23 protein-coding genes are annotated in these 26,382 nt (G+C 69.5%); 6 read left to right on the forward strand and 17 right to left on the reverse strand.

Annotated features, from left to right (window positions below; genetic code table 11):
• The 8 genes from AWC19_RS25275 to AWC19_RS25310 all read right to left on the reverse strand — a co-directional run.
• Positions 1-1,106: virulence factor Mce family protein (locus AWC19_RS25275; protein WP_085080841.1), on the reverse strand; the 1,106-nt coding region annotated here is incomplete at its 3' end.
• The gene (locus AWC19_RS25280) at positions 1,103-2,134 is read right to left on the reverse strand and encodes an MCE family protein (protein WP_085080842.1); all 1,032 of its coding nucleotides are present in this window, start codon (positions 2,132-2,134) and stop codon (positions 1,103-1,105) included. The genes AWC19_RS25275 and AWC19_RS25280, both read right to left, overlap by 4 nt.
• 10 nt (positions 2,135-2,144) lie before the next feature.
• The gene (locus AWC19_RS25285; RefSeq protein ID WP_085080843.1) at positions 2,145-3,359 is read right to left on the reverse strand and encodes an MCE family protein; all 1,215 of its coding nucleotides are present in this window, start codon (positions 3,357-3,359) and stop codon (positions 2,145-2,147) included.
• Positions 3,360-3,364: 5 nt separating this feature from the next.
• The gene (locus AWC19_RS25290) at positions 3,365-4,243 is read right to left on the reverse strand and encodes an ABC transporter permease (protein WP_085080844.1); all 879 of its coding nucleotides are present in this window, start codon (positions 4,241-4,243) and stop codon (positions 3,365-3,367) included.
• A 1-nt stretch (position 4,244) separates the two neighbouring features.
• Positions 4,245-5,039 (reverse strand): MlaE family ABC transporter permease, encoded by a 795-nt coding sequence (locus AWC19_RS25295; RefSeq protein ID WP_085080845.1) that lies wholly within the window; start codon positions 5,037-5,039, stop codon positions 4,245-4,247.
• A complete protein-coding gene (locus AWC19_RS25300) occupies positions 5,036-5,758 on the reverse strand; it encodes a FadR/GntR family transcriptional regulator (protein ID WP_085080846.1) in 723 nt (240 codons plus the stop codon). The genes AWC19_RS25295 and AWC19_RS25300 overlap by 4 nt, the downstream gene beginning before the upstream one ends.
• A gap of 69 nt (positions 5,759-5,827) precedes the next feature.
• Complete coding sequence (locus tag AWC19_RS25305; protein WP_085080847.1) at positions 5,828-6,775, reverse strand: class I SAM-dependent methyltransferase; 948 nt, start codon at positions 6,773-6,775, stop codon at positions 5,828-5,830.
• A gap of 3 nt (positions 6,776-6,778) precedes the next feature.
• The gene (locus tag AWC19_RS25310) at positions 6,779-7,729 is read right to left on the reverse strand and encodes a class I SAM-dependent methyltransferase (protein ID WP_085080848.1); all 951 of its coding nucleotides are present in this window, start codon (positions 7,727-7,729) and stop codon (positions 6,779-6,781) included.
• A gap of 120 nt (positions 7,730-7,849) precedes the next feature.
• Here AWC19_RS25310 and AWC19_RS25315 point away from each other — a divergent pair, with 120 nt between their 5' ends.
• Complete coding sequence (locus AWC19_RS25315) at positions 7,850-10,237, forward strand: flippase-like domain-containing protein (protein WP_085080849.1); 2,388 nt, start codon at positions 7,850-7,852, stop codon at positions 10,235-10,237.
• Positions 10,238-10,241: 4 nt separating this feature from the next.
• On the opposite strand, the gene AWC19_RS25320 is transcribed toward AWC19_RS25315, so the two are convergent.
• Positions 10,242-12,887, reverse strand: a complete 2,646-nt coding sequence (locus AWC19_RS25320; RefSeq protein ID WP_085080850.1) for a GH92 family glycosyl hydrolase — start codon at positions 12,885-12,887, stop codon at positions 10,242-10,244.
• A 156-nt stretch (positions 12,888-13,043) separates the two neighbouring features.
• On the opposite strand from AWC19_RS25320, the gene lpqN reads away from it, so the two are divergent.
• Positions 13,044-13,712, forward strand: a complete 669-nt coding sequence (gene lpqN / locus AWC19_RS25325; RefSeq protein ID WP_085080851.1) for an envelope biogenesis lipoprotein LpqN — start codon at positions 13,044-13,046, stop codon at positions 13,710-13,712.
• 119 nt (positions 13,713-13,831) lie between these two features.
• Here the strand turns inward: lpqN and AWC19_RS25330 are convergent, their stop codons facing one another.
• From AWC19_RS25330 to galT, 3 genes are read right to left on the reverse strand one after another with little or no spacing between them, the layout of a single operon-like run.
• A complete protein-coding gene (locus tag AWC19_RS25330) occupies positions 13,832-14,587 on the reverse strand; it encodes a Mut7-C RNAse domain-containing protein (protein ID WP_085080852.1) in 756 nt (251 codons plus the stop codon).
• On the reverse strand, positions 14,584-15,675 hold the full coding sequence (locus AWC19_RS25335) for a galactokinase (RefSeq protein WP_085080853.1): 1,092 nt from the start codon (positions 15,673-15,675) through the stop codon (positions 14,584-14,586). The genes AWC19_RS25330 and AWC19_RS25335 overlap by 4 nt, the downstream gene beginning before the upstream one ends.
• Entirely contained in the window at positions 15,672-16,790 is a 1,119-nt protein-coding gene (gene galT / locus AWC19_RS25340; protein ID WP_085080873.1) for a galactose-1-phosphate uridylyltransferase, read from the reverse strand. Before galT ends, AWC19_RS25335 begins: the two co-directional genes overlap by 4 nt.
• A 65-nt stretch (positions 16,791-16,855) precedes the next feature.
• Here galT and AWC19_RS25345 point away from each other — a divergent pair, with 65 nt between their 5' ends.
• Positions 16,856-19,063, forward strand: coding sequence for an FUSC family protein (locus AWC19_RS25345; RefSeq protein ID WP_085080874.1), 2,208 nt, complete (start codon positions 16,856-16,858; stop codon positions 19,061-19,063).
• Positions 19,064-19,065: 2 nt separating this feature from the next.
• Here the strand turns inward: AWC19_RS25345 and AWC19_RS29450 are convergent, their stop codons facing one another.
• The gene (locus tag AWC19_RS29450; RefSeq protein WP_142281412.1) at positions 19,066-19,332 is read right to left on the reverse strand and encodes a hypothetical protein; all 267 of its coding nucleotides are present in this window, start codon (positions 19,330-19,332) and stop codon (positions 19,066-19,068) included.
• Positions 19,333-19,356: 24 nt separating this feature from the next.
• Positions 19,357-19,806, reverse strand: a complete 450-nt coding sequence (locus AWC19_RS25350; RefSeq protein ID WP_085080854.1) for a DUF5994 family protein — start codon at positions 19,804-19,806, stop codon at positions 19,357-19,359.
• A gap of 241 nt (positions 19,807-20,047) precedes the next feature.
• On the opposite strand from AWC19_RS25350, the gene AWC19_RS25355 reads away from it, so the two are divergent.
• On the forward strand, positions 20,048-20,947 hold the full coding sequence (locus AWC19_RS25355) for an NYN domain-containing protein (RefSeq protein WP_085080875.1): 900 nt from the start codon (positions 20,048-20,050) through the stop codon (positions 20,945-20,947).
• Positions 20,948-21,069: 122 nt separating this feature from the next.
• A complete protein-coding gene (locus tag AWC19_RS25360; protein WP_245849323.1) occupies positions 21,070-22,419 on the forward strand; it encodes a hypothetical protein in 1,350 nt (449 codons plus the stop codon).
• A 4-nt stretch (positions 22,420-22,423) separates the two neighbouring features.
• On the opposite strand, the gene AWC19_RS25365 is transcribed toward AWC19_RS25360, so the two are convergent.
• Complete coding sequence (locus tag AWC19_RS25365; protein WP_085080856.1) at positions 22,424-23,710, reverse strand: NRAMP family divalent metal transporter; 1,287 nt, start codon at positions 23,708-23,710, stop codon at positions 22,424-22,426.
• 98 nt (positions 23,711-23,808) lie between these two features.
• Between AWC19_RS25365 and AWC19_RS25370 the strand changes: the two genes are divergently transcribed.
• A complete protein-coding gene (locus AWC19_RS25370) occupies positions 23,809-24,612 on the forward strand; it encodes a mycofactocin-coupled SDR family oxidoreductase (RefSeq protein ID WP_085080857.1) in 804 nt (267 codons plus the stop codon).
• Between the two features lie 23 nt (positions 24,613-24,635).
• On the opposite strand, the gene AWC19_RS25375 is transcribed toward AWC19_RS25370, so the two are convergent.
• Positions 24,636-25,688 carry a polyprenyl synthetase family protein gene (locus tag AWC19_RS25375; protein ID WP_085080858.1) on the reverse strand — a complete coding sequence of 351 codons (1,053 nt, stop codon included), beginning with the start codon at positions 25,686-25,688 and terminating at the stop codon, positions 24,636-24,638.
• Positions 25,685-26,371, reverse strand: a complete 687-nt coding sequence (locus AWC19_RS25380) for a hypothetical protein (RefSeq protein WP_085080859.1) — start codon at positions 26,369-26,371, stop codon at positions 25,685-25,687. Before AWC19_RS25380 ends, AWC19_RS25375 begins: the two co-directional genes overlap by 4 nt.
• Positions 26,372-26,382 lie beyond the last annotated feature (11 nt).

Raw genomic sequence — 26,382 nt, forward strand, 5'->3', positions numbered from 1 at the left:
GTGCCCTCCAGCACGGGCGGGGCGGGCGGCGGCGCGCCGTTGGGCAGCCGGGTGCCGTTGGGGTCGGGCCACCGGAATTCGGGCAAACCGGCGCTGCGCCAGAAGTTTTCGGGATCGATGCCGCGCTTTTTGAACGCCGCGTCGACCCAGGGCTGCAGGATCTGGTGCGGCAGCAGGTTGACCACGATCGTCTTGAAGTACGGGCCGGACGCGACGGCCTCGCTGAGGGATGCGGTGTAGCGACTGAGCAGCACCAGCACGTCGGCCAGGTCCGTCTTGCGCTTGACCAGCTCGTCGCTGACCGTGCTCAACTGCCGCAGCACGTGGTTGAGGTTGGGGTTCTCCTTGAACAGCGCGGAAACCTGAACCGAAACCTGTGACACGTTGGCCAGCAGCAGGCTCAGCGCCTGGCTGCGTTGCCGGAACGCGGCCAGCAGGGTGTTGGCGTTGACCAGCAGCCCGTTGACCTGCTGGCTGCGGTCGCCGAGCACCCGCGCGATCTTGTTGGCGTTGGCCAGCAGCTGCTTGAGCTGCTCGCCACGCCGGCCGATGGTGTCGGAGAATGCCCGGACACCGTCGAGCGCGGCGCTCAGGTGGGGTGCGGTCTGATCGAAGGTTTCCGACAGCACCTTCAACGAGCGCTTGGTGGCCTCGACGTCCCAACCCGCCGCCGCCTTGGTGGCGTCGACGAAGGCGTCGTAGACCTGGTATGGCGTAGTGGTTTGCGTCAGCGGGAGAAAACCGTTGGGCGGCAACGGCTCCGAGCCCCGCGGCTCGATCCGGATGTTCTTGCGGCCCAAAATGGTATCGGTCCGGATCGCCGCCCGGCTCTGCGCCCCGATCGTTTTGCCCGGCATCGTGAACCCGATCGCGACCCTGTTGCCGCGGATCGACAGCGAGCGCACCAGGCCGACGTCCACCCCCGCGATTTCCACCTTGTCCCCGGCGCTGATGCCGCCGGTGTCGGCGAATTCCGCGTAATAGGTGGGGGTGGCGAACACCATCGGCACGCTGGTGAACGTTTGTCCGACACCGACTGCGAGCAGCGTGACCGTCACGCCCATCAGCCCGGCGCGACCCCGGTTGAACTCGGTCAAGGTTCTCATTGCGGCGTGCACCTCCCTGTGGGCTGCCCGAAGAGCTTGATGGTGCGCACCGGGCCGCCGGGCTGTAACCCGTTGACTTTCAGCGAAACGTCACACAGGTAGAAATTGAAGAAGTCGCCGTAGGTGCCGCCCGCGCGGCCGATGATCCGGTATGCGCCGGGCAGCTTGCGCAACACGTCGTCGAGCGTCGGCAGATCACCGACGAGCGACTGCTGGATGCCCTCGAGGTGCCCGAAGGTGCTGTGCAGCAACGGCCTGTCCTCGCCGAGCAGGTCGGCCAGGGTCCCCGCGGCGTTGCTGATGTGGGCGACCGCTTGGGCCAGCGGATCGGCCCGGTTCTTCAGCCCGGTGATCAGCAGCTCCAGCTTGTCGACGGTTCCGTCGAACTCCTTTTGATGCTTGACGGCGGTCGCCAGCACGGTGCTCAGGTTGTCGACAATCTCACCGATGGCTTTGTCCCGGTCGGCCAAAGTCGCGGTGAGCGAGGCGGTTTGGTCGAGGATGTCGTTGATCGTGGCGCCCTGGCCTCCGAACACGGCGATGATCGACTGGGCGATCCGGTTCACCTTGTCGGGATCGAGCGCCTTGAACAGCGGGCGGAAACCGCCGATCAGGGCGTCGAGGTCCAGGGCCGGATCGGTGTGCTCGAGCGGGATGGTGCCCCCGGGGGGCAGCGGCTGACCGCTGTGGCCCCGCTTGAGCTCTAAGTAGCGGTCGCCGATCAGGTTGAGGTAGCGCACCGATGCCGTCGTCGCCTTGTCCAGCGCCAGCGAGTCGTCCACGGCGAAGTCCACCAAAACCCGTTTGTCACCGTCGATCAGCGTCACCCGGGACACTTTGCCGACCTCCACGCCCGCGGCGCGGACGAACTGCCCGGCGCGCAGCCCGCTGACGTCGGTGAACACCGCGGAATATCCGGTGGTGCGGTCGAAACGCAATTGCCCGAACACGATGACGATGACCACCGTGAACACCAACAGCACCAGCCACAAAGCGCCGAGTTTGACCGTTGTCTTCGTGCCTCTCATGGATTCCTCGTCATGGGTTGATCGTGTTCTCCCCGTATTGGCGCCCCCAGACGTACTCGGCGAACAGTGGCTGGCCCACCTCGAGGTGGTTGTACGGCGCGACGCTGGCGCCGGTGTCCATCACCAGATACGGTGCCGGCCAAAGGTTTCGGGTGATCGTCTGCCAGCAGCCGGGCCGCCCACCGGGCCCCCCGCGGGCGTTCACCCGGGGCAAATTGTCCGGATAGACATAGGCGTTGGGTGCCGCGAGCACGGTTCCCGCGGCCGACAGCGAATAGCCGTTGCCGCCGGCCGCCGTCGCCACCAACGGGGCGGCGTCGTGGAAATTGCGGACGGTGCAGAACAGTTCGGGGCTGTAGGCGTCGAGCAGCCCGGCCGTCGGCACCAGGTCGGCGGCCCCACGCGCCAGATACGGCCCACCCCGGCCGACGACGTCTTCGCCGGTCTTGCCCACGCCCACGGCCGCCAGCAGGGCCGCGTCCAGGTCGCCCTGTTGCCTGGTCAGCGTGCGCGCGGCGGTCACCGCGTTCTGCAGAAAGGACCACAAATCCGGCGAGGCGCGGGTGTATACCCGGCCGAGATCGGCGAACCGGCGCAGGTCGTAGCCGAGCTGCCGCGCGCGCGGGTTGAGACGCGCCAGAATCTGATTGCCGTCGACGAGCGACCGCCCGAAATCGCTGCCCAGCCCGCTCAGCGCCTGCGCCAGCGCGGACAGGGTGGCGTTGAGCTCGATCGGGTCCACCTTTTCCGCGAGGGAGGTGATCGACTCGAACAACGTGTTGAACTCGGTCGTCACCGAGCGCACGTCGATCACGTCTCGCGACGAAATCCGTTGCGGCTGAGGTTTGTCCGGGGAAGTCAGCGCCACGTACTTGTTGCCGAACAGCGTGGCCGCCTCGATGGTGGCCACCACGTTGGCCGGGATCAGGTTGACAACGTTCGGGTCCACCTCCAGCGCCAGCTTGGCCGCGGGCCGGCCGTCGCGCTCGGTCTCCGAGACGCCGGCGACCCGGCCGATCGCCACCCCGTTGAACGTGACCTTGGCGCCGGGCTCCATCACCAGCCCGGCGCGCGACGCCACGATCGTCAGCTCGGCCTTGGGTGTGAAGTCGCCCCGAAACTGCTTGTACACCAAGGCGAGTACCAGCGCGGCGGCCAGCAGCAAGACGACGCCCTCGAAAAGCAGCCACGCCCGTCGGCCCTGGTGCGTCAGCAGCGTCGTCACGGCGCCTACACCGTGAGGTTGAAGTTCGGGTCGACGCCGTAGAGCGCCAACTCGGCCAGCAGGACCACCACCACCACCGAGACCAGCGAGAAACGCATCGATCGCCCGACGGCCTGGCCGACGCCGACCGGTCCGCCGCTGGCGGTATAGCCGTAGTAGCAGTGGGTGACCATCACCACCACCGCGATGATGACGACCTCCATTACCGACCAGCCCACGTCCTCGGGCCGCAGGAAGGTGCGAAAGTAGTGCTCGTAGGTGCCGTTGGATTGGCCGTAGAACACGGTCGTGACGACCTGGCCCGAGGTGAAGGCCATGTCGAGGGCCAGCGCGTACAGCGGCACGATCACCGCCAGCCCGCCCACGATCCGGGTCGACACCAGAAACGAAATCGACTTGATCCCCATGACTTCCAGCGCGTCGATCTCCTCGCTGATCCGCATGGCCCCCAGCTGGGCGGTGGCGCCGGCGCCGACCGTGGCGGCCAGCGCGACGCCGGCGACGATGGGCGCGGCGACGCGGGTGTTGGCCAGGGCGGCGAAGAAGCCGGTGAAGGCCTCGACCCCGATGTTTCCCAGCGACGCGAAACCCTGGATGGCGATCAGGGATCCGCCGGACAGCGTCACGAAACCGATGATCGCGACGGTGCCGCCGATCACGGCCATGGCGCCGGTGCCCATGCCGATCTCTGCGATCAGGCGCAGCGTCTCCCTGCGGTAGCGGCGCAGCGCCCACCCGATCTGCGTGACGCTGATCCGGGTGAACCTCGCGAAAACGCCGATGCGCTCGAGCCTTCGGGCCGCGCCGCCGCCGTAGCGGTCGAAGCCCGCGATCGTTCGCGGGTAGCGGGCGCTGAGCACCCTGCGCGCCGATACCTGGGCCACCTCAGCGCCCCGTCCCGAATCGCACACCGATCGTCGTCAGCACCACGTTGACCGCGAACAGCGCGATCACGCACAGCACCAGCGTCTCGTTGACCGCGGTCCCGACGCCCTTCGGGCCGCCCTTGGTGGTCAGCCCGCGGTAACAGCCGACCAGGCCGGCGATCGTGCCGAAGGTGGCGGACTTGACGACCGAGATGATCACCTCGGGCAGGCCGGTGACCAGGGTGAGGGTGCCGACGTAGGCGCCGGCCGAAATGTGTTGGATGAAAACACCGAAGACGAAACCGCCGACCAGGCCGATGGTGATCACCGCGCCGTTGAGCAGGGTGGCGACGATGGTCGCGGCGAGCACGCGGGGCACCACCAGCCGGTGGATCGGGTCGATGCCGAGCACCTCCATCGCGTCGATCTCTTCGCGGATGGTGCGCGCCCCGAGGTCGGCGCAGATCGCCGTCGCCCCGGCGCCGGCGATCACCAGCACGGTGGTCAGCGGGCCCAGCTGGGTGACCGCGCCCAGCGCCGCGCCCGCGCCCGAGATGTCGGCGGCGCCGAACTCGGCCAGCAGGATGTTGAGGGTGAATATGATGAGCACGGTCAGCGGGATGGAAACGGCCAGCGTGGGCAGCAGCGAGACGTTGGTGATGAACCAGCCTTGCTCGATCACCTCGCCCCACCGAAAGGGGCGCCGCGACAACGCCTTGCCCGTCAAGACGCACATGCGGTAGAACCCGCCGACCGCGTCGATCCCGGGCCGGACCTGGCCGCGCAGATAGGTGGTGAACGCCTGGGTGCTCATCGCGGTCCGCCTCGGTCCTCGAGCGCGGCGATCATGGTGGCGTTGGCCAGTTCGAGCACGTCGTGGGCGGCTTCGTGCGCGGCGGCGGTATCGGCGGCGCAGATCGCGAGAGTCAGTTTTCGGTACGCGGCCGGGCACCTGGCCTCGGCGGTCATCGCCGCGGCCAGCGCGGCCAGCGCCGGCTCATAGGCGGCGCGAAAGGCGTTGTACATCAACCGATATACGATCGAACCGGCGCCGTCGACGACATGGTCCCAGTACCTGAGCGTGAGGCGCTGCCAGTCGAGCGGGTCGTGCTCGGTTTCCAGGGTGCGCAGCGTCGACTCGAGGAGCTCGGTCAGCCACGGTGAATGCCGTTGGGCGGCAAGCTCGGCGACTTTGGGGCCGCTGCGCAACCGCGCCTCGAGGATGCTGCGGAAGACGGAGGCATCGAGGGCGCCGCCGCGGAACAGCAACAGGGGCAACAGGTCCAGGCCGGCATGGCGGCGGAAGTCGCGCACCGTGGCGACGCCGCCCCGGCGCACCTCGACCAACCCGGAGGCCGAAAGCCGCTGCAGCGCCTCACGGACCGCGGGCCGGGACACCCCGAAGACCTCGGCCAGCCGGCGCTCGCTGGGCAACGCCTCGCCGGGCGGCGTTGCACCGCCGAGCACATCGGTGGCGATCCGCTCGAAAACCTCGTCGGGCACCGATCGGCGAATCACCGGGTGCAGCGCCATGCGGCCAGTGTCGCCGGTCCGAGGTCAGACAAGTGGTCAGACCACCGGCGTGTCGCAAATCCGTTACGGCTAGCTTCCCGTTCGCTGCGCGGCCACGAACAGGTTCCCCGGCACCTGCTCGGCCACCTCTGGCGGCGCCGCACGCCCGTAGCGGGCCATCAGCTCGTCGGACGGCGTCACCGTCACCTCCCAGCCGTGGCGGGCGAACCAGTCGCCGACCTCTTCGCGCTCCTCGAAGTAGAACAGCTCCTCGTTGTTGGGAATCGCGCGCTGCGGGTCGAGTTTGGCGACCAGGTCACGGATCCGTGCCATCCGCTCGCGTCGCCTGGCGCGGAATTCCTCGTCGAGAAAACTCGGCCCGAGCGCCTCCACGGCGACCCGGCTGCCGGTGACGGTGAGCTTTTGGATGCGCTCGAAGAGCAGGTCCTGCGCCGCCGCCGGCAGGTACGGCATCAGGCCCTCCGCCGACCACACGCTGGGCGCTCCGGCGTCAAAGCCGGCCCGCCGCAACGCCGTTGGCCAATCCTGACGCAGGTCGGCCGGAATCGCGATCCGGTGGCAGGCGGGCTCGGCCCCGTGCTCGGCCAGCGTCGACGACTTGAACTCCAACACCCGCGGCTGGTCGAGCTCGTACACGGTGACGCCGTCGGGCCACGCCAGCCGCCAGGCCCGCGAGTCCAGACCCGACGCCAGGATCACCGCCTGGCGGATGCCGGCGTTGGTCGCGTCAAGGAAGAACTGGTCGAAAAACGCGGTGCGGCAAGCCATGTAGTCGACCATCGCCTTCATCTGCAGCCGCAGAGTCGGTTCGGCGTCCAGGAGCTCGGCGGGCAGCTGCGACGCCGAATACCAATTCCACAGCCCGTCGCCGGCCGCGTCGAGGAAAACCCGCGCGAACGGATCGCGGATCATCGGGTTTTCGCTCTCGGTTTCCGCGGCGCGGGCCGACGCCACGCCCAGCGCCGTCGCACCCACGCTCTCGGTGATCTCCCAGGTGTCGTCGTCGGTTCTGGCCACGCTTCAGTTCCTCTCGGTCCGTTCCGCCGCCACGAACAAGCTTTTCGGGACGGCGTCTTCGATGCCTTGCGGCGGTCTGCGATCGTAGCGGGCCATCAGCTCCTCGGCCGGCGTGACGGTGACGGCCCAGCCGTGGCGGGTCAGCCAGTCGCCGACGTCCTCGCGCTCCTCGAAGTACCAGAGGTCCTCGACGTCGGGAATGTCGCGTTCGGGCTGCAGCTTGGCCATCAGCTCGCGCACCCGCCGCATGGTCTGGCGCTGCCTGTCGCGGGCGGCCTCGTCCATGAAGCCGGGACCCGGCGCCTCCACCGCGATCCGGCTGCCGGTCGCCGCCAGCGCATGGGCCCGCTGGAAGAGCAGCTCTTGTGCGGCCGCCGGCAGGAACGGCAACAGGCCCTCGGCCGACCAGGCGCTCGGCGCCGTGCTGTCAAACCCGGCCTCGCGCAAGGCGGCCGGCCAGTCGTGGCGCAAGTCGACCGGGACGTGAACCAGGTTGCAGGTCGGCTGGGCGCCGGCTTCCCGCAGCGCCGCGGCCTTGAACTCCAGCACCGCGGGCTGGTCGAGCTCGTACACCGTGACGCCGCCCTTCCAGGGCAGCCGCCACGCCCGCGAGTCCAGGCCCGCCGCCAGGATCACCACCTGCGCGACGCCGGCGCGGGTGGCGTCGGTGAAGAACTGGTCGAAGAAGGACGTGCGCGCGGCCATGTAGTCCACCATTCCGCGCATCCGCGGCTGCAGGTCGGGTTCGGCCTCGGCGATCTCGGCGGGCAGCTCCGGCGCCGCGAACCAGTTCCACATGCCGTCGCCGGCGGCGTCCAGGAACAGCCGCGCGAAGGGGTCGCTGATCAGCGGGTTTTCGCTTTCGGTTTCCGCGGCGCGGGCCGCCGCGACGCCCAGCGCCGTCGCCCCCACGCTCTCGGTGATGTCCCAGGTGTCGTTGTCCGTCCTGCCCACGCCCGTGTCCTCCGTTTCGCTAGCACGCCTACCTAGTCGACCGTACGCGCGCCGCGGGTGGGCAACCTGTCCGTCAGGTTCATCCCCCCTGACCCGGAGGTATCCGGTTAAGTTGACGGCGTGCGAGTCGACGGGCGCGAGATCGGCGTTTCGGGCAACTTGCTGCAACCGCTGACCCGGCGGACCAACGACATCCTGCGGCTCGCGGCCTCCGTCGCGTTCTTCGCGATCGTCATCGCCGGTTCGCTGATCACCCGTCCCCAGTGGGTCGCGCTGGAGCGATCGATCTCCGAGATCGTCGGGGTGCTGACCCCGACCCAGTCCGACCTCGTCTACCTGGTGTACGGCGTGGCGATCCTGGCGCTGCCGTTCGCGATCCTGATCGGTCTGATCGTCTCCCGGCAGTGGAAGCTGCTCGGCGCCTACGCGGCCGCGGGGGTTTTCGCGGTGCTGCCCCTTTCGATCGGCGGCAACGGCTTCTCGGCACCCCGGTGGCACTTCGACCTGACGGATCGCCCGCAGACCCTGCTGGCCCAGGTCCTCGACGACCCGCGGTGGATCGCGATGCTCGCGGCGGTGCTGACGGTGTCGGGTCCGTGGCTGCCGGCGCGCTGGCGGCACTGGTGGTGGGCGCTGCTGCTGGCCTTCGTGCCGATCCACCTGTTCATCAGCGCGATCGTCCCGGCGCGCTCCCTGCTGGGGCTCGCGGTGGGGTGGTTCGTCGGCGCGCTGGTGGTGCTGGTCGTCGGCACCCCCGCGCTCGAGGTGCCGCTGGACGGCGCGGTGCGCGCGCTGGGCAAGCGCGGATGCGTGGTGTCCCGGCTGCAGGTGGTCCGGCCCGCCGGGCGCGGGCCGCTGCTGTTGTCGGCCACTTGCGCCGATTCCGGTTCGGCCCCCGACCAGGCCGTCGTCGAGTTGTACGGTCCGCACCAGCGCAGCGGCAGTGCGCTGCTTCAGGTGTGGCGGAAGCTTCGGCTGCGGTCCAGGGAGACCGCGCCGCTGGTGGCCTCGATGCGCCGCGCCGTGGAGCACCGCGCGCTGATGGCCATCGCCGTGGGCGATCTGGGCCTGGCCAACACCTCGGCGATCGCCGTCGCCCCGCTGGAGCGGGGCTGGATGTTGTACTCGCACAGGCCCATTCGGGGCAAGCCGCTTGACCGGTGCGCGACGGCGACGCCGGTCGGCCGCGCGTGGGAATCGCTGCGCACGCTCAACGACCACCAGATCTCCCACGGCGATTTGCGCGTCGAGTCGATGACGGTCGAGGACGGCAGGGTGCTGTTCGGCGGCTTCGGCAGCGCCGAGTACGGCGCCACGGACGCCCAACTCCAATCCGACATCGCCCAGCTGCTGGTGACGACGTCGGCGCTGTACGACGCCGAGTCCGCGGTGGCCGCGGCGATCGAGGCGTTCGGCAAGGACGCCGTCCTGACCGCCTCCCGCCGGCTCACGAAATCGGCTGTGCGCAAATCGGTTCGCAGATCCGTCCCCGATTCCGGCGCCGTCATCTCGGGCACCCGCGCGGAGGTGAAGCGGCAGACCGGTGCCGACCAGATCAAGACGGAGACGATCACCCGGTTCACCCGCAGGCAGCTCATACAGCTGCTCCTGCTCGTCGCGCTGGTCTACGTCGCGTATCCGTTCATCAGCACGGTGCCGACCTTCTTTTCCCAATTGAGCCGGGCGAACTGGTGGTGGGCGCTGCTGGGTGTGGTGATATCCGCGCTGACATACGTGGGCGCGGCGGCGGCGTTGTGGGCCAGCGCCGACGAGTCGGTGAGCTTCTGGCGGCTTTCGATCGCCCAGGCCGCCAACACTTTTGCCGCTACCACCACGCCGGCCGGGGTCGGCGGGCTCGCGCTCAGCACCCGGTACTTGCAAAAGGGCGGGGGGCTGTCCGCGGTGCGTGCCACCACCGCGGTGGCGCTGCAGCAATCCGTGCAGGTGATCATGCACCTGGTGCTGCTGGTGCTGTTCAGCACCGTCGCGGGCGCGTCGATGGACCTCAAGCACTTCGTCCCCGACGCCACGGTGCTGTACCTCATCGCGGGCGTGGCGCTGGGCATCGTCGGCGCATTCCTGTTCGTGCCCAGGCTGCGGCGCTGGCTGGCGACGGACCTGCGTCCCAGGCTCGAGGAGATCTCCGGCGACCTGCTCCAGGTCGCCCGCGAGCCCAAACGATTGGGGCTGATCGTACTCGGCTGCGCCGGAACGACTCTCGGCGCCGCCCTGGCGCTGTGGTCCAGCGTGGAAGCGTTCGGCGGCGGCGCGTCGTTCGTCACGTGCACGGTGGTGACGATGGTCGGCGGGACCCTGGCCTCGGCCGCGCCGACGCCCGGCGGGGTGGGCGCCGTCGAGGCGGCGCTGATCGGTGGCCTGGCGGCCTTCGGGGTGCCCGCGGCCGTCGGGGTGCCGTCGGTGCTGCTGTATCGGGTGCTGACCTGCTGGCTGCCCGTGTTCGCCGGCTGGCCGGTGATGCGGTGGCTGACCGAAAACGAGATGATCTGACGGTTCAGGGCTCGCCGGGCTCGGCCGCGACGACGACCAAAACTGTTGAGCGCCTGACGCTTTCGCCCACCGAGGTGGTCAGATACGCCAGGTAATATTCCTCGGGGACCGACGGCGCCACCGTGATGGGCACCTCGGCGGTGGCCGATCCGTCGGCCCCGAACCGCCCGGAGGTGGGCGTCACGGCGATCCCGGTGTCGGAGCACGTGCCGGTGACGGTGTAGCCGCCGGCGCCGTCGACCATCCGTTGGGCGTCCAGCCGCACCGTGCCGGTGTGCCCGGGCGCGATGGTGACGACCGGGTCGGTGACGTTGACCGTCACCGCCGAGCCGCCGGCGCCGAACGACGGCGGGGCGGAGGATTCGGCCGTGCCCCACGCCTTGTCGGGATAGGCGGCCAGCGAGAACGTCAGCTCGGCGCCGGTGGCGACCGTCGACTCGGGAAGCCACGTGTGGTCGGTGGGCCGGCCGTCGATGCTCAGGCCGCCGATGTAGGCCAGCCGGTGCGGCCCGGACGCGCCGGGGGCGGCGATGCGAAGGGATTTGCCTTGGGGAAGCGCGATTTCGGCGCGATCGAACAGCGGCGTGCTCACGGTGAGGATCGACGTGCCCGGGGTGCTCGGGTACAGGCCCAGGGCGGCCCAGACGTACCAGCTCGACAGCGCCCCGAGGTCGTCGTTGCCGGGCTCGCCGTCGGGCACCGGGCCGAACAGCCCGCGCACCCGCTCGACGGTGAGCTGAGCCTTCCACGGTTGGCCGACGTAGTTGTAGAGCCACGGCACGGCGAAGCACGGCTCGTTGCCCGCCCACAGGTAGGGCTCCTTGGGGCCGGCGTTGAGCTCTTTGGTGAAGCGGTCGAGGCGCTCGGCCACCGCGGTCCGGCCGCCGAGGGCGGTCACCAGGCCCGCGACGTTGTGCGGCACCCACCAGACGTATTGCTCGGCGTTGCCCTCGTCGTACCCGTCCTGCCCGAAACCCAAAGGGGATTGCACGAACCCGGGGCCGGGGCGGAAGCGGCCCAGCGCGCCGCGCGGCGAGATGTAGCGGGTGCTGGGGTTGAACAGGTTCTGCCAGTACTGCGCCCGGCTGCCGAATTCGGTGGCGGTCGCGGTGTCGCCGAGCGACGCGGCGAACCGGGAGATGGCGAAGTCGTCGACCGACCATTCCAGGGTGATCGAGGCGTCGGCGATCCCGACATCGGTGCCGAACTCGAGCGTGTGCGGCGCGTAGCCCAGCGCCAGGTAGGTGGCGATGCCCGGGCGCTCCACGTAGCCGTTGAGCCCGGCGCCGCCCCGGGTCGCGGCGCTGACCATGTAGCGCAGCGCCGCCTGGCGGTCAAAGTCCTTGGCCCCGAACGCGTCCAGGCTCACGATCAGCGGTACGACGTTGTCCCCGGTCATCTCGCCGGTCGCCGAATTCGCCAAGGCCCAACGCGGCAGCGATCCGCTCTGCCGGGCGTCGTTGACGAGCGATTGTGCCATGTCGCTCGCCTGCTTGGGGAAGAGCAGGCCCTGCAAAGCCGCCAGCCCGCGGTAGGTGTCCCAGTCGGAGAAGTTGGCGTACTGGGTGCGTCCCTGGTCCACGGTGTGGATGGACCAGTCGAATCCGATGTAGCGTCCGTCGGCGTCGTCGAAGGTGTTGGGATGCAGCAGCGACCGGTACAGGGCGGTGTAGAACGTCTTGAGGTGGCCGGCGTTGCGGCCGGCCACCGCGATGCGCGACAGGGCGGCGTTCCATTGCGACACCGCGGCGGCCCGCACGTCGTCGAAGCTGGGGCCGCCCTCGGCGGCCAGGTTGGCCAGCGCCCCTTCGATGCCGACGTAGGAGATCGCGGTCCGCACCTCGAGCTGGGAGCCGGCCGGAAAAGCGACGTAGCCGCCGCTGTACGGCGACGCCGCGCCGCGCGCTCCCGGATAGACGAAGGCGCCGTCCCAGGACCCGTAGGAGGTGAACGGCTGGTTGAACCTCATGGCGAAATACACTGTGTAGGCGTTGTTCTTGTCACAGAACCCCCCGCTGGTCGCCCATCCGGTGATGGTGGTGTTGTCCTCGCCGATCTGGATGGTCGCCCGCGAGTTGCCCGCCAGCGACGCGCCCGAGCGCACGTGAAACAGCGCGGGCCGACCGTTATGCGGATAGCGGAACCGACCGACGCCGGTGCGGGTGCTGGCGGTCAGTTCCGCGGTCACGCCGGTGTCCGGGAAGCGGACCGTGTAGTAGCCCGGCATGCCCTGCTCGGTGTCGTCGTGGGCGATCCTCTCCCACGCGTTCCACGGCTGCGACCCCATCGGCGTGGTGGTCGGCAGCATTGAGACGTCGCCGAACGCGGGGCAGCCCACCGAGGCGTGGGTCATGCTGAACCCGGTCGAGCGGGGGTTGTCGTAGTTGTAGCCGGCGTAGTCGCCGAGGGTGTCGGGCGAGTACTGCACCATGCCGAAGGGCACGGCGGCACCCGGGAAGTTGTTGATCTCGCCGACGGTTTCGCCGCCCGTTCCGGTGCCGACGAGGGTGTCGACGTAGTCGACGGGGTGGGTGACCAGCTGCGGCTCGCCGTCGTAGGCGACCGGCGGAGCGGCCGCGACGAAGGCCGCGACGAGGGCCACCAGCGCGACGATCGCCACGACCGCGACGGGGACCCTTCTTGACCGCATAGCTGTCTCTTACTGCATGGCGGTCACTTTGTGCGCCGTTTCCAGCGGTGCGGCGGTTTTCGACAAATCCGCCAGCAACGTTTCGCCGCATTTGGGTTAGTCTCATTCGAGCGGGGCTGGCGCCGGTACCCGCCCACTCCTCGGGAGATTCGATTCATGAAACACTTGGCCGCAGCAACCGTCACCGTGGCGCTCGGTTTGGCGCTGGTGGGTTGCGGCTCCGACAACAAGACGTCCACGTCCACGTCCACGTCGACCTCGACCTCCACCTCGACGAAGACCCCGGCGCCCAGCGCCACGCCCGGCGCGCAGGCCGGCCCGACGATCGCCGACTACATCCGTGACAGCCACATCACCGAAACTCCCGTCCGCCACGGCGATCCCGGCCCGAACGTCGACCTGCCGGTGCCCGCGGGTTGGCAGCTGATCCAGAACTCCAACACCTCCTACGGCGGCATCGTCTTGTCGCAGCCGGCTAATCCGGCGGACCCGCCGACGATCTCGGCGCTGTACTCAAAGCTCACCGGCGACGTCGACCAGGCGAAGCTCATCCAATACGCCCCCAACGAGCTGATGGGCCTTCCCGGCTACCAGGGCTCGGGGAATGGCCGGGCTTCGACGCTCGGCGGGTTCCAGGCCTGGCAGATCAAGGGCACGTACCAGAAGGACGGCAACACGCGGACCGTCGCGCAGAAGACCGTCGTGATTCCCAGCCAGGGCGCGGTGTTCGTGCTCCAGCTCAACGCCGACGCGTTGCAGAGCGACGAGGGTCCGCTGATGGAGGCCGCCAACATCATCGACGACCAGACGACCATCACCCCCTGACCGCGGCGGCCGCTGGGCCGCACCGTCAACCCGGTGTTGGGGTTTATGCTGCGCACCCCGCTCGCCGTCCCGGCGACCGGCTGCACCTCGGGGTCATCCGCGAAAACCGTTGTGGGGCCTCACAGTTGGCTGCGAAGCTTCTCGACCAGGGCGACCAACCGGGCGTGGTGCGACCCCGCCCAGTACACGCGCCCGCATCCGGTGCACCGGCTGAACTTTTCGTAGTGCCGGCGGGTCAGCGGCTCCAGCCGATCGAGCACCTCCTCCTTGTCGACCGGTGCCAGCTCGCCGTTGCACCGCACGCACCGGGTCAACGGCGCCAACCGCCCGCCCAGGTCGAGCCGTTTGATCACCTCGATGGCCTGCTCCTCGGGGTCCTGCGAGCGCACGAACAGGCCGTGGGTGATGGCGCGGCGCTTCAACAGCCCCCGGTCGCGGGTCAGCAGGACCCGGCGCTGATCTCGGCTGATGCCGGCCAGGGCCGCGTCGTCGGCGCCACTCGAGAACCAGACGTCGAAACCCAGCACGCGCAGCAGCCGGGCGAGCCGGCCCAGGTTGACGTCGACCACGAATCGCGGGTCGCGCAAAGGCTTTGGCCGCAACCTCTCGGCCGGTCCGACGTCCAGGGCCTCGAACACCGGGTAGGCGGCGATCCGGTCGCCGGCGCACGGGCGGTAGCCGAATCCCCGCGAATCCCCGTTCACCAGGATGAGATCGACCTCGGTGTGGGGAATACCCATCGCTTCGAGCACGTCCTTGACGGTCTGGTGACTCCGGAACGGACGGGGCACCGCCACACCGCGCCACTCGGCGGGCAAGAAGTCGTTGAGTTCGGCGTAGGCCCGAACTTCCACGTGGCCGGCCGGCTCGGTCACCCCACCGGCCCGGCGCCCGGGCCCGCGTGGGTGCGAGTGATGATCGGGCGGGGATGACCCGCGGCGAGCACCGTCCGTCGCACCGTTTCCGCGACGGCCTCCGCCCGGGTGTCCGGCACCAGGGCGATCACGCACCCCCCGAACCCGCCGCCGGTCATTCGGGCACCCAGCGCGCCCGCACGCACCGCGGTGTCGGCGATCAGGTCGATGTGCCCGGTGGTGATTCCGAAGTCGTCGCGCATGGAAACCTGGGAGGCGGTCAGGATGTGTCCCGCTTCGACGAAGTCCGAACCGCGCAGTGCCGCAACGAAATCCAGCACACGGCCGTTTTCGGTGAGAACATGGCGCGCCCGGCGGGAATCGATCGTGCTGCGGACGGCGTTCAGATCGGCGCGCCCGCGATCCCAGACCTCGCGCAGCGACGACGCCCGCAGGTCGGCGGCGGCGCGCTCACACGATTTGCGGCGGGCCGCGTACTCCCCGCCGACGTGCTCATGCCGTGCCCGCGAGTCGATCAGCAGCAGCGCGACGCCGTGGGCCTCGGGGTCGAAGGGCACCGGCACGACGCTGACGTCGCGAAAGTCGATCAGCAGCGCGGCCGACTGTTCGCCGAACAGCGACGCCAGCTGGTCGAGCAAACCCGTTGGGGCCCCGACGTATTCGTTTTCGGCGCGCTGGGCCAGCCGCGCCTGCTCGGTCGGGTCGATCCGCATGCCGGCGGCCGCCGCGATCGCGCCCAGCACCGCGCATTCCAGCGCCGCGGACGAGGACAGGCCCGAGCCCATCTCCACCTCGCTGGCGATCGACATGGTGCCACCGGGTATCGGTTGGCCGGTCTGCCGCAGCGACCACACCACCCCGGCCACGTAGGCCGCCCAGCCGGTGACCTGGCCGGGAACCGTGCCGAGCGGAAACCGCACCGACTCGTGCGCGCGCGTGCTGTACACCGTGATCCCGTCGCCACCGTCGGGGGCGAAGGTGACCACCGTGCGCTGCGGCAGCGCGATCGGCAGCGCGAAACCCAGGTTGTAGTCGGTGTGCTCGCCGATCAGGTTGATCCGGCCGGGCGCGGCGTAGCGGACCGTCATCCAGGCTGCCCTCCCAGGTCCCTGAGCCGCCGCGCGACGCTTTCGGGCGTGACGTCGCTGATGAACGCGTCCATCGCCGATTCGGAGGCCGCCAAGTACTTGAGCTTGGTGGCGCCGCGCCGGATCGACATCAGCTCGACGTGGAAGTAGCCGTCGGCCTGGGCGCCGGTGGCCGCGAACTGGTGCAGCGCCGAAATGTAGGGCAGCGGGGTCGAATACATCCGGTCGAACCGCCTTAGCACGTCGAGGTAGATTTGGGCGAACCCGTCGAGCTCGTCGTCGTCGAGCTCGACGAGGTTGTGCACGAACCGGTTCGGGTAGATGTGCACCTCCACCGGCCAGCGCGCCGCGAACGGCACGAACGCCGTGAACAGGCCGGTCCGGGCGATCACGCGGCCGCCGTGGTCGACCTCGCGTGCCAGCAGCTCGGCAAACAGGTTGCCCCCGTGGCGGTTTCGGTGGTCGCGGGCCTGGCTTAGCATCGCGGCCGTGCGCGGCGTCAGATACGGGTAGCCGTAGATCTGGCCGTGCGGATGGGTCAGGGTCACCCCGATCTCCTCGCCGCGGTTCTCGAAGCAGAACACCTGCTCGACGCCGGGCGCGGCCATCAGGTCGGCGGTGCGATGCCGCCACGCCTCCACGACCAGGCGGGCGTGCGCCGGCTTTAAGTCCGCGAACGACCCGCAGTGGTCGCTGGAAAAGCAGATCACCTCGCAGCGGCCGGCGCCCGGGCCGGAGACGAAGTCGGCGCCGGCGCTGACCGGTGGCAGCCGACCGCCTCCCGACAGGCTGGGGAACCGGTTCTCGAAGACCACCACGTCGTAGTCGGGGGCGGGCACCTCGCTGGTCAGCCCGGTCGGGCCCGGGCACAGCGGGCACTGGTCGGCGGGCGGCTTGTAGGTGCGGTCCTGGCGCAGCGCCGCGACGATCACCCACTGCCCGGTCGCGCGGTCGTACCGCAGCTGCGACTGGTCGGGGTCGCGCCGCGGCAGCGGCCGGCGGTCCGGCACCGGCGCGGGACGCCTGCCCGGCAGCGCGAAAAACATGATGTCGCGGCCATCGGCCAGGGTTGCCCGCGTCGGCGCCGTCACGACGTCGAACACTAGCTTGGCCATGGGAAGATCATCCAGCGACGAGGGGATCACACGTGTCGGCCGTCGACGGGCTCAGCGCTTGGCTGATGGCGCTGTACGAACGCGCCCGCAACTGGTGGATCGGCTCGGACCCCGGGCAGCTGCGGCTGCGGATGGCCATCCGGACGACGGCCGCGCTGGGCGTTTCGCTGCTGACCATGTTCGTGGTGACCAGGCTGGCCCACCAGCCGCTGACCGTGGCCCTGCTCGGCGTCGTCATCACCATGGTCGCGGGGCGATCCGTCAACGAGCCCGACCCGCGCCGCCAGCGCGTCACGATGGCGCTGCTGCCCCTGCCGGGTGCGGTGTCCATCGCGTTGGCCTCGCTGCTCGCCCCGCACGCGATCGCCAGCGACGCCGTCTTCGTGGTGATCGTGTTCGCCGCGGTGTACGCCCGCCGGTTCGGGCCGCGCGGGAGGGCGCTGGGCATGGTCGCGTTCATGTCGTACTTCTTCACGTTGTACCTGCGGGCCAGCGTTTCCGAATTGCCGTGGATGATGGTGGCGCTGCTGGTCGCCACCGCGTGCACGTTCGTGATGTCGGCCTATGTGCTGCCCGACCGGCCCGAGCGGGTGCTGCGCGCCACCATCCGCGCGCTGCGCGCCCGCATGGCCATCGTCGTCGACACCACCGCCGACGCCGTGCGCACGGGCCGCCTCGACGAGCGGCGGCGGCGGCGCATGCGGGCCCGCACCATCCGGCTCAACGAAACCGCGCTGATGGTGCAGGGCCAGATCGAGGACAAGGCCAACCCCGCCATCGTCTGGCCGGGGGTGACCGCCGAGCAGCTGACCCCGTGGCTTTTCGACGCCGAGCTGGCCGTCGAATGGGTCGCCACCGCGGGCCGGCGGGCGGCGGCCGTCGCGTCGGCACCCGGCCCCATCCCGGCCGCCACCCGCGCCGAACTCGTCGTGGCGCTCAGGCAGCTGGCGCGGGCGATCCGCCTCCCGGACGCGGGCGGGCTGCGGGTGGCCGCCGGCTTGGCGCAACGGGTTCTCGACCGGGCGGGGACTGCCGCCTCCGAGGAAGGCCGGGTCGCGGTGCGCCGCCTCGCCCTGGCGATCATCAACGCCGCGGCGGCGACGGCCGAGGTCCGCGCGATCGTCGAGGGCGCCGCCACGGGGAGGCCCGTCGCCGTCCCGGACGCCGAGCCGGTGCCGGCGCCCGACGGCGGCCCCGGCGAGCAGCAACCGGACGAGGGCCTGCGGCCGACCACCCGGCAGGCCATCCAGGTGTCCGTGGCCGCATCGCTGGCCATCGTGACCGGCGAGCTGGTGTCCCCGGCGCGGTGGTACTGGGCGGTGATCGCGGCGTTCGTGATCTTCGCCGGCACCAACTCCTGGGGCGAAACCCTGACCAAGGGGTGGCAGCGCCTGCTGGGCACCATGCTCGGCGTGCCGTGCGGGGTGCTGGTGGCGCCCCTGTTCGCCGGCGACAAGACCGCCTCGCTCGTGGCGATCTTCGTGTGCCTTTTCTGCGCCTTCTATTTCATGACGGTGACCTACAGCCTGATGACCTTCTGGATCACCACGATGCTGGCGCTGCTGTATGGCCTGCTCGGCCAGTTCTCGTTCGGGGTGCTGATGCTGCGCATGGAAGAGACCGCGATCGGCGCCGTCATCGGCGTCGCCGTGGCGATCCTGGTGCTGCCGACCCACACCCGGGCCACCATCCGGAACGACACCCGCACCTTTTTGACGACCCTGTCCGAACTGATCGAGGTCTCGACCGCCACCATGTTCGGCGGGGACGAGACCGGCAGCCCGACCGAACGGGCGCGGGAACTGGACCGGGCCCTGCAGCAGTTCCGGATCAGCGCCAAGCCGCTGCTGGCCGGGGTGGCCGGGCTGGCCGGCCGGCGCAGCATCCGGCGGGGCTTAAGGATCTTTTCCGCCTGCGATCGTTACGGCCGCAGCCTGGCCCGCAGCAGCGAGCAGTACCAGGACCCGGTCGGGTCCGAGGAGCTGGCCGCGGCGTTCATGGCGGCCGCCGAGCAGACGCGACGCAACATCGCCGCGTTGCTCACCATCATCGACGGTGCCACCGGGGTGACGATCACCTCCGCCGCCGACGAGCTCGACACCGCCGAGTGCCTGGCGCGGCACCGCGACGGCGACGGGGAACCCCGGCCGGACACCCGGCGATTCCTGACCGCGGTGCACGCGCTGCGCCAGATCGAACGGGCGGTCGTCACCGCGGCGACCAACCTGGGCGCGCGCGAGGGCCTCCCGGCGCCCAGCGCGGTGGGTAGCTGACGCTAGCCGGCGGGCCACTCCTTGCGGAGGATGTCGGTCAGCCTGATGATCGCCACGCCCAGCAGCCCCTGCACCTCCGGTTTTTGTTCCGGCGGCAAATTGTTGACATCGTTTTGCACGACGGTGACCTGCTGCCAATCAGGCCGGCCGTCGTCACCGCGACGAGTATCCTTGGTGCGCGCCCCATTTGGTGTGGCGTCATGGGCTGCAGGTTGCCGCACACCGCTTGCCGGATTTTCGCCGAATTCTTGCGAAATCCTTGCGGCCATCGATGACCGTCGTGCCGTGGAGCCCTACACCGTCGTGCCCCGCCCGAGCAAGGCGTCGGTCGTCGTTGCATCGTCCCGCTTCGACGCGGCCATCAGCGCCTCGTGCGCGCGGTCCGGCTCGGTCTCCGGCGGTACCACCAGCAGGACGACCTGCTTGCCGCTCGCGCCGAGGAGTTCGACCGTGTTGACGGGCTGGCGAAAGTAGCCGGCGAGTCGCACCACGCGCCGGTCAATCCGCAGTTTCTTCGGCGCCGGCGCCCATTCGGTGAGGTTGTAGATCACCCGGTCGATCGCGCCGAGTCGCACCGACAGCACCGCCAGCAGATCCGGCAGCTCCGTGAGGAGATCGTTGCTGTGCGGCCACCAGGCCCCGTCGACATACCCGGTGGTGTCGGGCGCTTTGGGCTTCAGCCGCAGGCGCGGCGTGTTCTCAGGCGGTGTTTGTTTCCAGCCGGCGCCCCGTTGTAGCGTCATGCGACGCTCCCGTCCTTGACCGCGAGGCGGCCAAATCATTCGAATCGACGACGACGCAATCTCAACATGGTTGCGCGCGACATACCGCCGATTCCAGGAATTCTACTCGTAATTCGTTCGGGCACCGGGCGAACGGCAAAACAGGCCGCACTCCATGCCCGGCGACCCTTGCAGGACAACGCTTTTCGCACGTTCGGAGCCAGGATTCCGTTCTGCATCGTGTTCAGACAAGATGGAGGGCATGACCGAACCAGTTGCGCCCCGCGTGGCCGTCTACCTCGACTTCGACAACATCGTGATCTCGCGGTACGACCAGGTGAACGGGCGCAACTCGTTCCAGCGGGACAAGGCCAAGGGGCTCGACAAGCATCCGGACCGGCTGGCCCGCTCCGTCGTCGACGTCGGCGCGATCCTCGACTTCGCGTCGTCGTTCGGGACGCTGGTGCTGACCCGCGCCTACGCGGACTGGTCGGCGGACGTCAACGCCGGGTACCGCGGGCAGCTGGTGGCCCGCGCGGTGGACCTGGTGCAGCTCTTCCCGGCGGCGGCCTACGGCAAGAACGGCGCCGACATCCGGCTCGCCGTCGACGCGGTCGAGGACATGTTCCGGCTGCCGGATCTGACCCACGTGGTGATCGTGGCCGGCGACTCCGACTACATTCCGCTGGCCCAGCGCTGCAAGAGGCTGGGCCGCTACGTCGTCGGCATCGGCGTGGCCGGCGCGTCGAGCCGGGCCCTGGCGGCCGCCTGCGACGAGTTCGTCGTCTACGACGCGCTGCCGGGCGTTCCGGTGTTCGAGCCCGAACCGGCGCCGGCGTCCGGCGACGGCGAGGCCGCCAAGCCGAAGCGGCGCACGGGCCGCGCGAAGGCGACCGAGCCCGAGGAACCGGAGGCACCCGACCCGCAGGCCGCCGCGACCGCGTTGCTGACGCGGGCGCTGCAGATCGGTCTGGAAAAAGACGACGTCGACTGGCTGCACAATTCGGCGGTGAAGGCGCAGATGAAGCGGATGGATCCGTCGTTCAGCGAAAAGTCTTTGGGATTCCGGTCTTTCAGCGATTTCCTGCGTTCGCGCTCCGAGCTCGTCGAGTTGGACGAGACGTCGACGACGCGGATGGTGCGCTTGCGCGCGCAAAAATGAGCGTCACTGGCCTCGGCCGTGCAGCACGGGGCGCCGTCACACCGGGGGCCCGACCCAAGTCGCGGCAACGACGGAGCGGCCTTACGCTCGTTGGTTGCACGACCTTAAACGGGGGTTTCTTGATGCGTGGGGTCAAGGGGCGAGCCGTGTCCGCACACAGGTTCGCCCCGATCGCGGTGGCCGGCTGTCTCGTCGTCGCGTCCTGTTCGGAAACCGTGGGGCCGCCCGCGGCCACACCGACCACCTCCACTTCCGCCGCCAAGACCACCACCGGCAAGGCCGCCGCGCCACCCCCGATCACCGGTCCCCTCGAGAAGGACTGGAAAAGCTATGGCGGAACGGCCTACTTCGGTTGTCCCGAGAAGTTCTCCCAGGGCAACACGGCTCTGCAGGACATCCGCCCCAAAATTTTCGACACGAAGACCGGACAGTACGTGACCCCGGCCGTCCCGGCCGTCGCCGCCGGCGAGAAGCTCACCGGGGCCATCTGCGCGCTGACCGGCACCACCGAGGACATGAAGGTCGTCTACATCGTGTCCACCGTCAAACCGGCGCAGGCGCCCGAACCCGAGGTCGGCAAGGCGACGGCGTACGCCTTCGACATGAAGGCGGGCCAGCCGCTGGTGACCAAGGAGCTGCAGCCGCCGGCCCCCGAGCTGAGGCTGACCGCACCGGCGGGATGGGCGCTGGCCTCGACCGCGTCCGGCGTGGCGTGGGTCAACGCCTTCACCGACGGGCACGCCGCCGCGTCGCCGCCGCGGACCGTGATCCTTTCCAGCGCCGACCTTTCCACCGCGTGGGACGACCCGCAGCCCGGCCGCGTGTGGCAGGACGTCCTGGCGTTTCAACGCAACACCGACCCCACCAAGACGTCGGGCGCCGAGCTGCGCCGGCCGAGCGGGGAGGCCATCTATCAGGACAACGACATCGCCACAGTCGACGCCGAATTGTCCGACGGCCCAGACCATCTGGTGAAGATCACGCGCTCGGATCCGGCCAACCCGGCGGCGCTCTCGACGACGTTCTACGACCTGAACGCCAAAGCGCCGATCAAGGTGGGTGATTCGGACCGGATCTCCGGCGGCGGGCTGTCGGCCACGCTGTCGGACGGGAAGTTGTTCGTCGACGGTCGCGACTCCGACACGTCGCAGTTCGGGTTCGGGGTGTGGGACCTGCGGACCCAGAAGTGGGACCTGTTGAAGACGCGCGACGACGCCAAGAGCATGGCGATTTCCAAGCTGGCGTTTTTCCAAGACCACCTCTACGTCACGCACCAGGGCAACACGTTCGCCGTGCTGGCCCTGCCCGCGGCCGAGCCGATCTCGACGACGTGGTCGGTCCGGCCGTTCGCGCGGATCTCGGGCTGGACGCTGGAATGCCGCGGCGAGAACGCCGCCGCGCTGAACGGGGACTGCAAGGAGATCGTGATGGTGCAAGACCAGGACGGCCGCTTCCCCGGGCCCTGGTTCTAACGGCTCAGGTCCAGCCCAGGGCCTGGGGCACCATGTACAGCCCGAAGCCCATGACCACCAGGCACAGGGCCCGGGCGACGTACTTGTGCGGCCCGCGCATGCGCCACTCCTCGGGCAGCGCCCGCGCCTCGAGCGCCAGCAGCAGCCCCAGCACGATGGGCAGCAGCAGGGCGTTCATCACCTCGACGTCGACGGCCAGGTTCACCAGGTCGACGCTGGCCAAAACCAGCGCGGCCCCGACGAGGTGGGCGAGCGCGTAGGTGACGTAGAACTTCGCGGTGGCGCGGTTGGGCCGCTGGTTGAGGGTGTGCTGCCACCCGAACACCTCCGAGAGGCCCCACGCGCCGGCGAGCGAGGCCACGATCGCGGCGACCAGCGCCGCGCCCAGCATGCCCAGGCCGAACAAGACGGTGCCGCCGGCGTGGCCCAGGTAGGGGGTCAGCGAGGTGGCGATCTGGCCGACCGTGTTCAGCGCGGCCTCGCCGTTGTGCTTGCCGATCGTCGAGGCCATGGTGACGACCACCGAGATCATGATCAGCTGGGTCAGCACCGCGCCGGCGGCGGTGTCGTGGCGGGCCTGGCGGACGGTGGCCACCGACAGGTGCTTGTCGACCACCGCGCCCTGCTGGTAGAAGACCATCCACGGCATGATGACCGCGCCGACGTTGGCCGCAACCAGCAGCAGATACGACGAGTTGCCCAGCGGCATCGACTTCAGGCCGGCGACGAACGCGTGGGGGTCGGGCCGCGACATCACCATGGCGACCAGGAACGCCAGCTCGGCGGCGCCGATCGCCAGGCCGATGCGTTCGACGCGCCGGTAGCTGCCGGTCAGGGCCAGCGCCAGCAGCGCCGCGGTTGCGACCGGGATGCTGACCCACCGCGAGACGCCAAAGAGCTCGCCGACCCCCGCGACGCCGGCGAACTCGGTGAGCAGGGCGCCGATCGCCGACGCGAACAGCGTGAACGCCGAGATCCAGGCCCAGAACCGGCCGAACCGTTCCCGGATCAGCGCGCCGTGTCCCTTCTTGGTGACGATGCCCAGCCGCACCGTCATCTCCTGCACGACGTAGAGGATCGGCATCAAGATCAGCTGCGGCAGGACCATCCGGTAGCCCCACTGCGCTCCGGACTGCGACGCGGTGATCAGCGAGCCGGCGTCGGTGTCGGCCAGCATGACCACCAGCCCCGGGCCCCACACCGTGAGCAGGCCGAACCGCAGCCACCGGCCGCCGCGGGAGATGGGTTTCGGCGATCCCGACTCCGCCACCGGCGTGGTTGTATCGGTCACCTCGAATGCTCCTTCGTGCGCAGCGACGGACAGCTGACACTAACTTAGCCTTGCCTAACCAGGTGCCACCGGCCCCGATGTCGTTAACGTTGCCGGCTATGGGTGCATTGGACGGGCGCGTCGCGCTGATCACGGGAGCGGCACGGGGACAGGGCCGCGCGCACGCGCTGGCGCTGGCGGCCGAAGGCGCGGACATCGTGGCCGCCGACGCGCCCGGGCCGATGGTGGACCTCACCTACCCGCTGGGCACCGAGGACGACCTGCGAGACACCGCCAAGCGGGTCGAGGAGCTCGGCAGGCGTTGCCTGCCGATAACGCTCGACGTGCGCGACTCGGCGCGGGTCGACGCCGCGGTGCGGCAGACCGTGAACGACATGGGCGGCCTGCACATCGTGGTGGCCAACGCCGGCATCGTCAGCACCGGCCCCCTCGAGCAGGTCAGCGACCAGGTCTGGCAACAGCTGCTGGACACGAACCTGAGCGGCGTGTTCCACACGCTGCGGGCGGCCATTCCGGTGATGCGAGGGCAGCGCTTCGGCAGGATCGTGGTGACGTCCTCGATGGGCGGCAGGATGGGCATCCCCGAGTTGGCGGCGTACAACGCCACCAAGTGGGGCATCATCGGCCTGGCCAAATCCGTCGCCCTCGAGGTCGCCAAAGAGGGTGTCACGGTCAACGTGGTATGCCCGACGACAACGCAGACACCGATGGTCCAGCCCACCGAAAGCGGCGACGTGCCAGACGATTTGGTGCGCCGCATGATGAAGGCAAACCCGATACCCCGGCCGTGGCTTCAACCCGAGGACGTCAGCCGTGGAGTCCTGTATCTGGTCACCGACCCCGGAGTCATCACCGGAAGCGTCCTCGAGATCGGCCTCGGCGGCAGCGCGCGGATGCACTAGCCGACACCGGCCGTCGGGCGCCGTCACCTCCAGCGGGACCACACGTAAGGGACGAGCGCGCGAAGAAAATCCAGGTCCGGTCCCGGACGGGCCTGGGCGAACGCCTGCTCGAAATACTCTTGGGCCACCAGGAGGATCCCTTCGGCGTAGTCGCGAGTGAAGGCGATGCTGCCGTAGTCGTCCATCAGCGCCCGCACTGTGCGGACGAGCTCCTCCGAGCGCTGTGTGCGGTTGCGCCGCAGGTAGTCGCGGACGAAGCGGCGATCCTCACCCTGCGCCGTTGCCATCAGGTGGATGAGCGTCAGCGTCCGCTTGCCCTCGTAGAGATCGCCGAGGATCTCCTTCCCATAGGTGCCCTGGTCGCCGATCAGGTTCAGCAAGTCGTCACGGATCTGGAACGCGGCGCCGAAGTGAAAGCCGAAGCGCACCAGGGGTCCTAACTCGACCGACCCGCCCGAGCCCACGATGGCACCGACGCGCAGCGGATGGATGGTGGTGTACCAGCACGTCTTGTGCATGATCAGCTCGAGGTAGTCCTCCGGCCTGAGGTTCTCGACTTCGTCGACTTGCCAACCGATCTCGGTCGCCTGGCCCTCGAGGGTGCGCATCGCCATCGTGTCGAACTCCGCCCACACCAAGTCCGCGACGTAGCGGTCCATTCGGCGGGTCGCCTTGCGCAACATTTGACCCGCCACCATCGCCAGACCGTCTCCCGCGTTCAGCGCGGTACCCAGGCCGTGACTGGCCGCGAGTGTCCTTCGGCCCCGGCGCATCTCGCTGCCGTCGACGATGTCGTCGTGAATCAGAAACGCGTTGTGCAGCAACTCAATCGCGACGGCGACCCCGAGCAATTCGTCGGATTCGGCGCCGAACGCCCGGCCCGCCGACAGGCACAGCGCGGGCCGCAGCGCCTTGCCGGGCCGGGCGGGATACTCCCGCATGGGCCCGTAGAGCCACCGGTGCGGTTCGCCGTCGGGCAGCGCGTCGAGCATGGAATTCCGCACGACCCTGCCGAAGCCGCGCAACCGGTCCTCGACGCCGGTGATCAGGGCGTCGCGTTCGGCGGTGCTGGTCATGGGTTTCCGTGCCCCACGGTGAGCAGCACCGGCAGCCAGGCGTCGGGATAACCGTCGATCAGCAACGTACCGTGATAGCGCCCGGGCGCGACGTCGTCGCCGACCGTGATGTTTACGGCGACGCCCCTGCTGCACCGCGCCGGCATCGGCACGACCTCGGGATCGAAGCGCACCCGCGCCGCGCTGATCAGGCTGCCGTCGTGGGATAGCAGATCGCCGCATCGCAGGGCGATCGTCCCCCGGTCGGTAGGCCCGCGGTTGTGTAGCCACACCTCCGCGGACACCACGCCGGGCTCGGACGCGCGGACGTCGAGTTGCCCCCTGACGGTCGAGGCGGCGACGTCGAACGCCGCGTCGCCGGGTCGCTGCGGCGACCCCGCGCCCCGCAAGGAGTCGGCCACCTGCCCGATAAGGCCCTTCCACGAATCCAATAGCTGCTCGACGTCGGGACGCCTGTTGGCGCCGTTACGCTCGCCGTTAGCTGGCCCGGCGCCGTCGGCCTCGTTGACGGCGCCGGGATCTTGATCGGCGCGATTCACAAAGCGGTCAACGAGATCGGCCGCGGCGCGAAACCCGCGGGCCTGAATCTCGCCAAGCGCACGCACGTTGACCGCCGGGTCGAACATCAAGGCCCAGGGGACGTCGGAGATCGCGCCCTCGTCCCGGGCGCCCGGTCCCGTCACCGGTCGCTCCA

It is taken from the genome of Mycobacterium palustre (genome assembly GCF_002101785.1).
GTDB lineage: Bacteria > Actinomycetota > Actinomycetes > Mycobacteriales > Mycobacteriaceae > Mycobacterium > Mycobacterium palustre.

What these genes read in the sequence shown, in the direction of transcription:
- AWC19_RS25300 (WP_085080846.1), bottom strand. Translation starts at nt 5,758, where the DNA reads ATGGCGCTGCACCCGGTGATTCGCCGATCGGTGCCCGACGAGGTTTTC.
- AWC19_RS25280 (WP_085080842.1), bottom strand. Translation starts at nt 2,134, where the DNA reads ATGAGAGGCACGAAGACAACGGTCAAACTCGGCGCTTTGTGGCTGGTG.
- galT (WP_085080873.1), bottom strand. Translation starts at nt 16,790, where the DNA reads ATGGCCAAGCTAGTGTTCGACGTCGTGACGGCGCCGACGCGGGCAACC.
- AWC19_RS25295 (WP_085080845.1), bottom strand. Translation starts at nt 5,039, where the DNA reads ATGAGCACCCAGGCGTTCACCACCTATCTGCGCGGCCAGGTCCGGCCC.
- AWC19_RS29450 (WP_142281412.1), bottom strand. Translation starts at nt 19,332, where the DNA reads ATGGCCGCAAGGATTTCGCAAGAATTCGGCGAAAATCCGGCAAGCGGT.
- AWC19_RS25375 (WP_085080858.1), bottom strand. Translation starts at nt 25,688, where the DNA reads ATGACCAGCACCGCCGAACGCGACGCCCTGATCACCGGCGTCGAGGAC.
- AWC19_RS25320 (WP_085080850.1), bottom strand. Translation starts at nt 12,887, where the DNA reads ATGCGGTCAAGAAGGGTCCCCGTCGCGGTCGTGGCGATCGTCGCGCTG.
- AWC19_RS25355 (WP_085080875.1), top strand. Translation starts at nt 20,048, where the DNA reads ATGACCGAACCAGTTGCGCCCCGCGTGGCCGTCTACCTCGACTTCGAC.
- AWC19_RS25350 (WP_085080854.1), bottom strand. Translation starts at nt 19,806, where the DNA reads ATGACGCTACAACGGGGCGCCGGCTGGAAACAAACACCGCCTGAGAAC.
- AWC19_RS25335 (WP_085080853.1), bottom strand. Translation starts at nt 15,675, where the DNA reads ATGACGGTCCGCTACGCCGCGCCCGGCCGGATCAACCTGATCGGCGAG.
- AWC19_RS25360 (WP_245849323.1), top strand. Translation starts at nt 21,070, where the DNA reads ATGCGTGGGGTCAAGGGGCGAGCCGTGTCCGCACACAGGTTCGCCCCG.
- AWC19_RS25370 (WP_085080857.1), top strand. Translation starts at nt 23,809, where the DNA reads ATGGGTGCATTGGACGGGCGCGTCGCGCTGATCACGGGAGCGGCACGG.
- lpqN (WP_085080851.1), top strand. Translation starts at nt 13,044, where the DNA reads ATGAAACACTTGGCCGCAGCAACCGTCACCGTGGCGCTCGGTTTGGCG.
- AWC19_RS25345 (WP_085080874.1), top strand. Translation starts at nt 16,856, where the DNA reads ATGGCGCTGTACGAACGCGCCCGCAACTGGTGGATCGGCTCGGACCCC.